Origin of the sequence: Brucella anthropi ATCC 49188, assembly GCF_000017405.1 — a bacterium.
Taxonomy (GTDB): Bacteria; Pseudomonadota; Alphaproteobacteria; order Rhizobiales; family Rhizobiaceae; genus Brucella; species Brucella anthropi.
In genome coordinates this window covers 1,763,845-1,776,697 of sequence record NC_009667.1, presented here as the reverse complement: position 1 = coordinate 1,776,697, position 12,853 = coordinate 1,763,845, and the positions used below count along the sequence as shown (strand labels likewise).

The following is a 12,853-nucleotide window of genomic DNA, read 5'->3' as shown; positions in this document are numbered from 1 at the left end:
CCGTATGTTTTTGTTCAGTTCAGCTATCCAGGCCCTAGCTATCGAGGAACGAACGCAGCTTGCGCGAACGGCTCGGATGCTTCAGCTTGCGCAGCGCCTTGGCTTCGATCTGACGGATACGTTCGCGGGTAACCGAGAACTGCTGGCCGACTTCTTCCAGCGTGTGGTCGGTGTTCATACCGATGCCGAAACGCATACGCAGAACACGTTCTTCACGCGGCGTCAGCGAAGCCAGAACACGGGTCGTCGTATCGCGCAGATTGGCCTGAATCGCTGCATCGATTGGCAGAAGCGCGTTCTTGTCCTCGATGAAATCGCCCAGATGTGAATCTTCCTCGTCGCCAACCGGCGTCTCGAGCGAGATCGGCTCCTTGGCGATCTTCAGCACCTTGCGCACTTTTTCGAGCGGCATGGCGAGCTTTTCAGCCAGTTCTTCCGGCGTCGGCTCACGACCGATTTCATGCAGCATCTGGCGCGACGTGCGGACGATCTTGTTGATCGTTTCGATCATGTGCACCGGAATACGGATGGTGCGCGCCTGATCGGCAATCGAACGGGTGATTGCCTGACGAATCCACCAAGTCGCATAGGTCGAGAACTTGTAACCACGACGATATTCGAACTTGTCGACCGCCTTCATCAGACCGATATTGCCTTCTTGAATGAGATCAAGGAACTGCAAGCCACGGTTCGTGTACTTCTTGGCAATCGAGATGACGAGACGAAGGTTGGCTTCCACCATTTCCTTCTTGGCGATAGTTGCTTCGCGTTCGCCCTTCTGCACCTGATTGACGATGCGGCGGAATTCACCGATGGAAATCGCGGTTTCGGTCGCCAGCATCTGGATTTCAGAACGCAGACGGTCGATGGCACGCTCTTCCTTGGCTGCAAATTCCTTCCAGCCACGGGCTGAAAGCGTGCTCACGCGCTCTACCCATTTCGGGTCCAGCTCGTGGCCCTGATACTCCTTCAGGAATTCCTCACGACGCACACCGAAGGATTCGGCCAGACGCAGCAGCTTACCTTCGTTCTGAACCAGACGCTTGTTGATGTCGTAAAGCTGTTCGACGAGCTGTTCGATACGGTTCTGGTTCAGCGACAGCGACTTCACTGCCTTGATGAGCTGATCCTTCAGTTCCTTGTAGCGACGTTCCTGGCTCGACGACAGTTCGCCCGTCGCGGCCAGACGGCCCTCGACCTGCTGATCCTGCAGCTTGCGCAGCTTCTTGTAGGTATCGGCGATGAGGTCGAGCGTTTCCATGACCTGCGGACGCAGTTCGGCTTCCATGGCCGCCAGCGACAGGTTGGCTTCGTCTTCGTCCTCTTCCTCTTCTTCCGTGGGCATGTCGCCGCCGACATTGGTAATGTCGTCGTCGTCACGGCGGCGCTGAGGCTTGTCGTCACGCGGCTTTTCCTCTTCCACGCGCTCGATCACCGGAGCCTGCTTGGCTTCCGGACCGGCATAGGTGGTTTCGAGGTCGATAATTTCGCGCAGCAGAATGTTGGAATCGTTCAGCTGGTCACGCCAGATGATGATCGCCTGGAAGGTCAGCGGGCTTTCGCAAAGCCCGGCGATCATGGTCTCGCGACCAGCCTCGATGCGCTTTGCAATCGCGATTTCGCCTTCGCGCGACAGAAGCTCGACGGACCCCATTTCGCGCAGATACATGCGCACCGGATCGTCGGTACGGTCGGTCGGCTCTTTCTTGGTCGTGGTGGTGGCAACAGCCGTACCGCCGGATTCGACCAGATCGCCGCCCTCTTCCGAGTCGTCGTCGTTGTTTTCTTCGCGGTCGTTGTCCTGCTCGTCATCTTCAACGACGTTGATGCCCATATCGGAAAGCATCGACATCGTGTCTTCGATCTGCTCGGATGTCACTTCCTCGGAAGGCAGCACGGCGTTCAGCTCGTCCATGGTGACGTAGCCGCGCTTCTTCGCGAGTTTGATCATCTTCTTGACAGCATCGTCAGAAAGGTCGAGAAGCGGACCGTCGGCAGCACCTTCGCGCTCGACTTCGGCTTCTTCGTTTTCCTTAACCTTCGTTGCCATATGTTCTTCTCCAGGCGACCCCGGTCGCTTCTAAGATATATAGAGTTCTCGGACAGTTTTGCGAGGTCGCAATCCGTCAGTTGATTCTGCGAGTAGCCGATTTCCTGTTAATGGCGGATTAACCTTGCCATCGGTATCGGGCTTCTTCATCTCCGATTTCTTGTGGGCAGATCAGGCGGTCAACCAGACAACGCCACTTTCCGGGCCACTTTTCCGGCCCAAATCCGGCTTGCTGCCTTGCAGCATCGGATATCACCGGTTTCTGTTCTTTTCCTTATTCGAACTGTCGTGATTCCGTCATTTACGCCACACGTCAAGAGCGACTCACATGATTCGGGCTTAAAAAGCGAATCATTTGTTGTCGCGACCTCTTCGTTGGCCAGATAGAGCACGTTTTCCGGATCGCAACCCCGCATTTCCGGCTGTTCTCGCAGAACTGATTCGGAAATCCGAATCAGAAACCGCCGGGTGGGCGCCCCGAAGACAGTCCAAAACCGTCGATCAGAGCTTCAGTCGCATCAGCTTTCAAAATCTGATTTTGTATATCTCTGAGACGTGCAAACAATTCGCCCGTCTCGTCTGTTTCAAGTGCGGCCTCAACGGCCCGCAGCTCCTTATGTAGTGTGCGCGCACGCTGATGCAAGTGAAGCGCCTGACGAAGGGCTTCGCGCGCGTCGTCTTCTGCGGCCAGAGCCGTCGCAGTCCAGAGTTTCGCACCCTTCACCACGAGTTCGAGCATTTCAATCTGCTCGCCATGACCGGCATTGACCAGTGCGTGCCGCATGGCGTGACCATCTTCCATATGGCCGGCAGCCAGCACATCCAGCATGGCCAGATGCAGCGACTTGAGTGCCTCATGTCCCAGATCGAGTGCCGCCAGCGTCTCGAAATCCTCTTCAATCAGCCGTGGGTGATTGAGAAGCGTCAGCACGATGGCAGTTTCGCGCAAGGGGGCATGTGATCCAGCGCCCGGCCTGCCGCCCTTTACCAGCGTGGAGCGCACCAGACTGTCGGAAATCGCAAGGCGGCCATTGCCGCCCGCCGGTCCGCCGCGTCCCCGTCCGCCATCATTCCTGCGGTTGAAAGACGAATTGCGCTGTCCGCCGACTTGATACCCCTGACGCCCCTGGCCAAAAAAGGCTTGTGCCCGGTCGCGCATATCCTGACTGTAGTGGCGCCGGATATCCTCATTCGCGATGCGGCTGGTAATTTCACGCAGCCGCGCCTCCAGTTCGGCGCGGCGTTCCGGCGTATCGAACACACCGCCCGTCGTTTCCCGCGTCCACACCATATCGACCAGCGGTCTGGCGTCACGCAGGACCACATGAAATGCGGCTGGGCCTTCCGCCTTGACCAGATCGTCCGGGTCCTGCCCTTCCGGCAATAGTGCAAAGCGCAGCGATTTGCCGGGCTGCAAGGCAGGCAATCCAAGATCGACGGCGCGATAGGCAGCGCGAAGCCCCGCACCATCGCCATCGAAGCACAGAACGGGTTCAGGGCTGATGCGCCAGAGAAGTTCGAGCTGTTCTTCCGTCAGCGCCGTACCGAGCGGAGCCACCACCTGATGGATACCCGCCTGCGCAAGCGCGATCACATCCATATAGCCTTCAACAGCGATGATGGATTTGGCCGGTTCTCCAGCTTGCGGCTGGCAGGCCTTGCGCGCCCGCAATCCGTTATAGAGAACCCGCCCCTTGTGAAAGAGTTCGGTTTCCGGCGAGTTCAGATATTTGGCCGGAGCGTCCGCAGAAAGCGCACGCCCGCCGAAAGCAATGATCCGCCCGCGCAAATCCTCGATCGGGAACATGACGCGATCGCGAAAACGGTCGTAGGAAACGGCAATCCCCTCGCCGTGCACAACAAGGCCGCACGCCTCGATCTGCTCGCGCGACACGCCTTTGCCAGCCAGAAACTCCTTCAAGGCATTGCGCGACTCTGGCGCATAGCCAATGCGGAACGACTGCTGCGTTGCGGTCGAAAGTCCGCGATCCCGCAGATAGGCGCGTGCCTTGGCTCCAACGGCGCTTTGCAGCTGGTTTTCGAAGAACTGCGCAGCCAGCTCCATGACATCATAAAGCGTCGCGCGCTGTGCCTCACGCTTTTCCATTTCCGGATCGCGCGCAGGCATCGGAACGCCTGCCATATCGGCCACACGCTCCACTGCTTCCGGGAAACTCAGGCCTTCAAGATCGGTTAGAAACTTGAAGTGATCACCGGTCACACCGCAACCGAAACAATGATAGCGACCCTTGCGATCTTCGCAGTGAAAGCTTGGTGTCTTCTCGCCATGAAACGGACAACAGGCCCAGAAATCACCCTTCGGAGGATTGCTCTTCTTGCGGTCGAACGAAGCGCGCGTTCCTATCAGCGTCGAGATCGGGACGCGGTCTCTGATCTCATCGAGAAAGGAGGGCGGAAAACGCATTACAGATTTCACTTTCAGTTCGTTCAGACAGCGGGAGTGTATTCCTTAGAGTATATAGGCGCGCCCGTTCTGACAGTCCATCGTGCAGGCATGTCCCTCCCCGCTAATCACATGTCGCTGCCAAACAAGCCCGCTGTCACAAAACTGTCATATATCCGTCATGACGCTGCGGGAATGGATTGCTTTTAATTGCGAACAAGCCCATATCTCTTGAAGAATTGATTAGCCGGAACATATTTTTTCTTCATTTGTTGCGTTAGCTCAATCACAGATGTCAACCTCCAACCCGAAGGGATTTTGCCGTGAATGGTTCTTTGGTCCTTTTGCATCTGGCCGGTGCAGTTGCGCTCCTGCTTTGGGCGACACGCATGGTCCGGACCGGGGTGGAGCGTGCCTATGGCGACCGGCTGCGCAGACGCTTGCGCAACCAGATGCAGAACCCGCTGCTTTCCGTCGCCTTCGGCCTTGCCCTTGCTGTCGCCCTGCAAAGCTCGACAGCGGTTACGCTTCTCGTCGGTTCATTTGTCGGTTCAGGTTTCGTAAGCGGCGTTGCAGGCCTCATGGCCGTGCGCGGCGGCGAGCTTGGCTCCGCCCTCGTCGTCAAGATCCTGAGCTACGACCTCACGCTTCTGGTACCGCTCTGCCTTGTCATCGGCACAGGCATCTTCATGACCACCGAGCGCCGCGACTGGCGGCAGATCGGACGCATTCTGGTCGGTATCGGCCTGCTCATCATGTCATTGGAAATGACCGGACAGGCCACCGAGCCGCTGCGGCAAAGCGAATTGCTGCCGGTGATCGTCGACTATCTGTCAGGCGACCCGATCACTGCCTATCTGCTCGCTGCCCTCATGACATGGCTGTTTCATTCCAGCGTTGCCGCCGTCATCCTGCTTACGACCTTTGCCTCGCGCGGGCTGATCCATCCAGAGCTCGCCGTGGTGATGGTTCTCGGCGTCAATCTGGGGTCTTCGATCATCGCCCCGATCCTGACCCGGCATGCGCCACCTGAAACCCGCGTCGTGCCACTCGGCAACCTTTTGATGCGCGGCGCCGGGTCACTCATCATGCTCGTGCTTTACCAGACCTTCAAACCGTCGGTTGCCTTCCTCGGCACTGATCCGGTTTCGCAGGTGGTCAATGCGCATATCCTGTTCAATGTCATCGTGATGATTGCCGGTATTCCGCTTTCTGGCCTCGTGCTGCGCGCAACAGAGGCTCTGGTCAATCTCAATGCAGACAAGGGCACCCCGGCTTCACAGCAACCCATCGAGATCGAGCAATATAGCGCGCTCGACACTGCCGTGCTCGACCGGCCCTCGCAGGCGCTTGCCAATGCAACCCGCGAAGTGGTCGGCGTCTGCGACACGATCGAAGTCATGCTGCGGCGGATCATCGAGCTTTATGAGAAGCCCGATCAGGTGCGGATCGATGAACTTGAAGCTCTCGATGACCGCGTGGACAAGCGCCATGCCGCCATCAAGCTCTATCTGACCAAGCTTGCAACCCATGAGCTGAGTGATTTCGAGTCGTTGCGCATGCAGGAATTGCTGGGCGCATGTGTGAAGCTTGAGCAGGTCGGCGACATCATCGTGCGCAACATGCTGGCGCATGTTCAAAAGAAGATGGACCACAAGCTGGAATTCACCGAAGAAGGCTGGAAGGAACTCAGCCATTTCCACGCCATGGTTCTGGCCAATGCGCACATGGCGTTCAATGTGATCGTCTCACGCGATGGCCGTACGGCCCGTCAGCTAGTGCAGGAAAAGGACCAGCTGCGTGAACTGGAAAAGCAGACCAGCATGCGCCATTTCAGCCGACTGCGCGAAGGTGCCACCCGCAGCATCGAGACCAGCAGCATCCATCTCGACACGATCCGCGACCTCAAGCAGATCAACTCGCTTCTCGCCTCAATGGCTTATCCGGTCCTTGAAGAACAGGGCCTCCTCAGCGATACGCGACTGAAAGCCGTCAAGCAGGGCTGAGTATAACGCCAAACAATAGAAAGCCCCCGCCAGAGCGGGGGCTGAAACAAAAGCGAAAGGCACTTATGCCTTTCGCTTTCACTGCAGAAGCGATTTCACGATGGCGCTGGCCTTGGTGAAATCCATCTTGCCTGCATAGCGCTCCTTCAGAACAGCCATGCACTTGCCCATGTCACGCAGGCCCTGGGCGCCGATCTCGGCAATCACATCGGCACAGGCCTGCTTGACCTCATCCTCGGTCATCTGCTGCGGCAGAAACTCGGAAATGATCGTGATTTCCTCGCGCTCGGCTTCAGCGAGCTCAAGACGGCTGCCTTCTTCATAGATGCGGGCGGATTCTTCGCGCTGCTTGACCATCTTGCCGAGAATACCCAGCAATTCTTCATCCCCGACCGGGTCCTTGCCAGCAGTACGGTTGGCGATATCTCGGTCCTTTACCGCAGCCAGGATCAAACGCAGCGTCGACATGCGACGCTTCTCCTGTGCTTTCAGCGCGGTCGTGAGGGCCTGGGAAATCTCCTGGCGAAGCATAACGTCTCTCCTGACGGTGTAAGTTCTTTGTTGTTCGTTTCCTGCATCTATACAACAAGCGAATAGAATCGCCGAGTTGTCCGAACCACCATCCCGAGAAATAATAATACGACGATTATCGTCATTATTTCAGGAAAGCATGGCCTCGGACGATTGACCCGGCGTCCAAGTTTCTCTATTGCTCAAGGCTTAGCAGGACATCGGCACGTGCTCGCGGCGGGAGGTTTAAAATCCCCGCTGCCTTTTGGCGCATATATGACCCTTGACGCTTCATCTTTCAAGCCACCCTTCCGGTGGCAGGTTGAAACACGAACGCGTGCCGGATAAAGCATGCCGCCCAAAAGTGGGAACCGGTTTTGGGACAACGGCATGCATGGAAACAAACAGTTAGAGCGTCGATTTGATTCCATCAGTTCGACGCTCTAGCTGGCAACGAAATAACAGCACACGCTGGCGCGCGGCTAACAATCAGGAGTGCAGACCATGACAGAAACCACATCGAAAACAGCACCCTGGACTGTTGAGAAGCGAACCGCCATCCTCGTACTTGCGGACGGAACCGTGATCGAAGGCAAAGGCCTCGGTGCAATCGGTGCGATTGAAGCCGAGGTCGTGTTCAACACGGCGCTGACCGGTTACGAAGAAATCCTGACCGACCCGTCTTATGCCGGTCAGATCGTAACCTTCACCTTCCCGCATATCGGCAATGTCGGCACCAATGCCGAAGACGTTGAAGACCTGACGCCGGCCAATCGCCACGGCGCAGTCGGCGCGATCTTCAAGGCTGACATCACGTCACCATCGAATTTCCGCGCAACGGAAGATCTGGATGCGTGGCTGAAGAACCGCGGCGTCATTGCACTGGCCGGTATCGATACACGCGCGTTGACCTCGCTCATCCGCGAGCGCGGCGCACAGAACGCAGTCATTGCTCATGATCCGAGCGGCAAGTTCGACCTCGAAGCACTCAAGGCACGCGCCGCCGCATGGAGCGGTCTTGAAAATCTCGATCTCGCCAAGGACGTCACGGTTGGCCAGAGCCTCACATGGAAAGAAACTCCATGGACGCTCGCAGACGGCTATGGCGAACAGGACACCCCGGAATATCACGTGGTGGCGCTCGACTTCGGCGTGAAACGTAACATTCTGCGCCTGCTCACCGGCCTCGGCGCAAAGGTCACCGTGCTGCCTGCAACGGCAACGGCTGAGGACGTTCTGGCCCACAACCCGGATGGCGTCTTCCTGTCCAACGGTCCTGGCGATCCGGCAGCGACCGGCGCATATGCCGTTCCAACCATCAAGAAGCTTGTCGAAACCGATCTTCCGGTCTTCGGCATCTGCCTCGGCCACCAGATGCTTGCGCTCGCACTTGGCGGACGCACCGAGAAAATGCATCAGGGCCATCACGGCGCCAACCATCCGGTGAAGGACTACACGACCGGCAAGGTCGAGATCGTATCGATGAACCACGGCTTCGCGGTCGATTCAGACTCGCTGCCGGAAAATGTCGAGGAAACACATGTGTCGCTCTTCGACGGCACCAATTGCGGCCTGCGCGTCGTCGGCAAGCCGGTATTCTCGGTGCAGCACCATCCGGAAGCATCGCCCGGCCCGCAGGATTCGCACTATCTGTTCCGCCGCTTCATCAACCTGATCCGCGAAAAGAAGGGCGAAACGCCGCTTCCGGAACGCGAACAGGCGGCTTAGAGCGCATCCCGAAAAGTGTGAAACGGTTTTCGGAAGAGATGCGCGTCAAAACAAACAGTTAGAGCGCCGATCTGATTCAATCAGATCGAAACGCGCTCTAAGCCATCCAAAAGAATTATCGAAGTAAAAGGCCGGAGTAAAAACTCCGGCCTTTTCATTTTCCGTATCGATCAAACCTCTGAGGGCTTGGCCAAGGGCGTTGGACGCACCCGCGCCACCACGATGACCAGTGCCAGAAAAACCAGTCCGGCTCCCACAGCATAGGGCATTCCAGCGAAGACGAACGGCGCATTCATGCCGGTGAACACGGCGAAAAGCTGCGTGAAGATGAGCGGGCCGATGATGGTCGTAATACTCGACACGCTTGTCAGTGCACCCTGCAATTCGCCTTGCGCGGAAGGCGGAACCTTGCCTGCCGCAATACTGCGCAGCGGCGGATCGGCCAGACCTTCCAGCGCCGTCAGGAAGATGACGGCATAAACCATCCAGCCTTCCCATGCGATGGCGTATCCAATCATGCCAAGACAGGAAAACAGCACGCCTGTGATCGCTGTGCGCCGCTCGCCAAGCACCGGCAAGACCCTTGGCAGAACCAGCGCCATCACGAACGCCGCGCCGATACCGAAAAGCCCCAGCGACAGACCTATCTGGGCTTCGCTCCAGTTATAGCGATAAGCACCGACGAAGGCCCAGACGGACGGATAGACGGCATGGGCCAGCCAGAACAGGAAGAAGACCAGCACCACCCAGCCGATGCCGGGATAGCTTCGCATCTGCTTGAGCGCGCCCAGCGGATTGGCGCGGGCGATCTGGAAGGTGCGCCGGTTTTCACGCGTCAACGTCTCCGGCAACAGGAAATAGGCGAGGATGAAGTTGATGAACGACAGGAACGCCGCTCCGTAGAACGGAACGCGCGGACCGAACTCCCCCAGCAAGCCGCCCAGCACCGGACCAAGCGCAAAGCCGACACCGAAAGCAATGCCGATCAGGCCGAAATTGCGCGCACGATTGCTGTCATCGCTGACATCGGCAATGTAGGCGGATGCCGTCGCGAAGCTTGCTCCGCTGATGCCTGCCAGCACACGACCGACAAACAGCATCCAATAGGTGGTTGCGAGCGCACAGATCAGATTGTCGAGTGCGAAGGTGAAAATCGAGGCGAGCAGCACCGGCCGGCGCCCGAAACGGTCGCTCAGATTGCCGATCATCGGCGCGAACAGGAACTGCATTCCGGCATAGACCAGCAAAAGCCAGCCACCATCGACGGCTGCAGTGCTGATATCCGCGCCGGTCAGCTCTTCGAGAAAAGTCGGCAGAACCGGCATGATGATCGCAATGCCGATAATGTCGAGGAACAGTGTCATAAAGACGAGTAACAAGCCCCGCCGTACAAACTGGGGATCATGCATGGGACACCTGAAATATGCTCCACGACTGAAAAGGTGGAACATTCATAAATTGTGTTGATTGGAGAACTCGCGCGCCATCGCCGCTCAAAATTGAGCGTCACGCTTGCAAATCGGAAAAAGGCCGCGCCGGTGCGAATGCATTTATCTGGAAAATTATTTCACGACAAGGCGAATATTGCAGGCTTTCGACAAAAAGAACGGGCGTTTTTCCTCCACAAAGAAAAAGGCGGTCGAAACCGCCTTTTTCTACAGTATCAGAACGACTTTAAACATCACCGCTGAATGTATCGCAGGATTCCAGCTTGCCGCTATCGAAGCCGCGCTGGAACCACTTGGCGCGCTGGGCGGATGTGCCATGATTGAAGCTTTCCGGAACAACATAACCCTGACTACGGCGCTGCAGCGTGTCATCACCGATCTGGTGTGCCGCATTCAGAGCTTCTTCAAGGTCGCCTGCTTCCAGAATACCCTTCTGCTCCGTGTAGTAACCCCATACACCGGCGAAGCAATCGGCCTGAAGCTCAACACGAACCGACATCTGGTTGGCCTGCGCTTCGCTCATCTGCTGACGCATCTGGTTGAACTTGGGCAGAATGCCAAGCAGGTTCTGGATATGGTGCCCGACCTCATGCGCAAGGACATAGGCCTGTGCGAAATCGCCGGAAGCGCCAAAACGGTTTGCCAGTTCCTTATAGAAACTCAGATCGATGTAGAGCTTGCGATCGCCGGGGCAATAAAACGGCCCGGACGCCGCGGAAGCAAAGCCGCAAGCCGAACGAACCTGTCCGGAAAAGAGCACCATGGTCGGCGGCGTGTAGGTCTGGCCGCGTGACTTGAAAATGCCGCTCCAGACGTCTTCCGTCTCGGCCAGCACGGTGCGGGCGAACTGCGTTGTCTCATCATTGGCAACCGCGCCCCCCTCGGCAGCGGTCCGTCCGGATTGACCGGCTTGCTGGGTTACGCTTGGCCCCATGCTGCCATCGCCGAACAGGATCGGCAGCGGATCGATACCAACCGCACGCAGCACGAAGAACATCACCACCAGAATGAGAATACCGGAAATGCCGCCACCGCGAACGATTCGAAAGCCGGGACCGCCAAGGCCCCCGCCGCGACCGAAGCCGCCACCTATGCCACCGCCCTGCGCCCCGCGCTGATCTTCCACATTGTCACTTTGCCTACGGCCTTGCCAGCGCATTGACCAACTCCCCTACACCGTGCCGCTCTCGACGAAGCAGCACCAACCTATACATGTAATTGTCGCATAAAGAGTTGGCACGGCAACATAAAAAGTAAATGGCAGTGTCAATCACAAACGAAGACTCTTTCGCAATAGTTTGGACAATAGAAATCCCCTCCTGCTTCGATAGACAAAACCTGTCAAAACAAGCATCAATGGAAGGGATCCTAGAAAAATTGACGGCTTCCTTCACAATGTCACAAACATGAAGGCGAAGCCTCCACAATCTATACGCTAGTAATTGCGGAAATGCGCGGCATTCGCTAAAGCATGCTCTGTCAATGGGGGCATAGACGATGCAGAATCGAAAACAGCTTTATTCGATCCAGATATTACGCGGTCTTGCGGCAACGGCCGTCCTGATCGCCCATACGATCGAACATCCGCGCGCAGAAACAAACAATGCCATCACGATGCTGGGTGTTTTCGGCGTTCAACTGTTCTTCGTCATCAGCGGTTTCATCATCGCCTATGTCAATGCCGACGGCCCGTTCAGGCCCGGTGACTTTCTGCTGCGCCGCGTTTTCCGCATCGTGCCGCTTTACTGGCTCTGCACGATCACGGTTTTCATCTGCGCTCTCTATCTGCCGTCACTGTTCAAGACGACGGTTCCGGATGTGGGCTATTTCATCAAATCGCTGTTCTTCATACCCGCCGCCACACCGGGTGACCCAAGCGATTGGCGCCCGATCTTCAAACTCGGCTGGTCGCTGAACTACGAATTGTTCTTCTATCTTGTGTTCGCTTTGTTCTGGTGGTGCAAGAATGCCTTGCAGCGCACGATCTTGCTGACCGGTATCTTCGGCGCATGTGTCATCGGAAGCTTCTTCGTCGAACCATCGGCGAGCATCGCGGCATTCTATCTTCACAAGAACCTGCTGACATTCATGTGCGGCATGTGGCTGGCCGAAGCGGAAAAGCATCGCCTGTGGGAAAAATTGTCCCCGGTCGCGCTGGCCGGAATTGGTGTCCTCGCCATAGCGGCGCTTTACGGCACCTTCTCCACCCCACTGGTCGCGTTCAACAACTTCTTCACTTATCTCATCATGTGCGGTGCGGCTGTTTTACTGGTTGCCGGTGCATTGGGCATCGAGCGCTGGCTCGGCGACCTGCGAGACAATTTCTTTGTCGATCTCGGGGCGACTTCCTATTCGCTCTACCTGACACATATGTTCGTGGTCGGTTTTGGCTGGGCGGTGATGCGGAAGCTGAACCTCGGCCCCACATTTGAGATCGCCGGCATGGCTGCCATCGTGATTGGTGCGATCATCGCAGCAAAGATTTCCTATCGCTTGATCGAACTACCGTCGAACAGGCTCGGCCATATGCTCACAAAGCGCAACAAACCATCGCTGAAGGTCGCTCAGGCAGAAGCCTGAACGGCCCGCGAGCACTGTGTTTCGGTCATAACATCGACAGAGAAAGTATGAGGCGGGCAAGAATTTTCGTGAATGCCCGCACTTTCTTTGAAATAAAACGATTTGTGGGGTTCCGCTTTCGGAATCG

The 12,853-nt window shown here is 57.0% G+C and carries 8 protein-coding genes; 3 read left to right on the top strand and 5 right to left on the bottom strand.

All coding sequences use genetic code 11. The features are described from left to right. Positions 1 to 34: 34 nt before the first annotated feature. Both rpoD and dnaG read right to left on the bottom strand, forming a co-directional pair. Complete coding sequence (rpoD, locus tag OANT_RS08775; protein ID WP_012091706.1) at positions 35 to 2,050, bottom strand: RNA polymerase sigma factor RpoD; 2,016 nt, start codon at positions 2,048 to 2,050, stop codon at positions 35 to 37. 454 nt (positions 2,051 to 2,504) lie between these two features. Then, a complete protein-coding gene (gene dnaG, locus OANT_RS08770; protein WP_012091704.1) occupies positions 2,505 to 4,475 on the bottom strand; it encodes a DNA primase in 1,971 nt (656 codons plus the stop codon). Between the two features lie 302 nt (positions 4,476 to 4,777). Between dnaG and OANT_RS08765 the strand changes: the two genes are divergently transcribed. Further along, positions 4,778 to 6,460 carry a Na/Pi cotransporter family protein gene (locus OANT_RS08765; RefSeq protein WP_012091703.1) on the top strand — a complete coding sequence of 561 codons (1,683 nt, stop codon included), beginning with the start codon at positions 4,778 to 4,780 and terminating at the stop codon, positions 6,458 to 6,460. Between the two features lie 78 nt (positions 6,461 to 6,538). Here OANT_RS08765 and OANT_RS08760 read toward each other — a convergent pair whose 3' ends face one another. Then, the gene (locus OANT_RS08760; RefSeq protein WP_012091702.1) at positions 6,539 to 6,991 is read right to left on the bottom strand and encodes a GatB/YqeY domain-containing protein; all 453 of its coding nucleotides are present in this window, start codon (positions 6,989 to 6,991) and stop codon (positions 6,539 to 6,541) included. 483 nt (positions 6,992 to 7,474) lie between these two features. On the opposite strand from OANT_RS08760, the gene carA reads away from it, so the two are divergent. Next, the gene (gene carA, locus OANT_RS08755) at positions 7,475 to 8,698 is read left to right on the top strand and encodes a glutamine-hydrolyzing carbamoyl-phosphate synthase small subunit (protein ID WP_012091701.1); all 1,224 of its coding nucleotides are present in this window, start codon (positions 7,475 to 7,477) and stop codon (positions 8,696 to 8,698) included. Positions 8,699 to 8,868: 170 nt separating this feature from the next. Here carA and OANT_RS08750 read toward each other — a convergent pair whose 3' ends face one another. Together OANT_RS08750 and ypfJ are read right to left on the bottom strand one after the other, a co-directional pair. Beyond that, positions 8,869 to 10,107 (bottom strand): TCR/Tet family MFS transporter, encoded by a 1,239-nt coding sequence (locus OANT_RS08750; protein ID WP_012091700.1) that lies wholly within the window; start codon positions 10,105 to 10,107, stop codon positions 8,869 to 8,871. A 265-nt stretch (positions 10,108 to 10,372) separates the two neighbouring features. Beyond that, positions 10,373 to 11,305, bottom strand: a complete 933-nt coding sequence (ypfJ, locus tag OANT_RS08745; protein ID WP_010659667.1) for a KPN_02809 family neutral zinc metallopeptidase — start codon at positions 11,303 to 11,305, stop codon at positions 10,373 to 10,375. A 338-nt stretch (positions 11,306 to 11,643) separates the two neighbouring features. Here ypfJ and OANT_RS08740 point away from each other — a divergent pair, with 338 nt between their 5' ends. After that, positions 11,644 to 12,726 carry an acyltransferase family protein gene (locus tag OANT_RS08740; protein WP_012091699.1) on the top strand — a complete coding sequence of 361 codons (1,083 nt, stop codon included), beginning with the start codon at positions 11,644 to 11,646 and terminating at the stop codon, positions 12,724 to 12,726. Positions 12,727 to 12,853 lie beyond the last annotated feature (127 nt).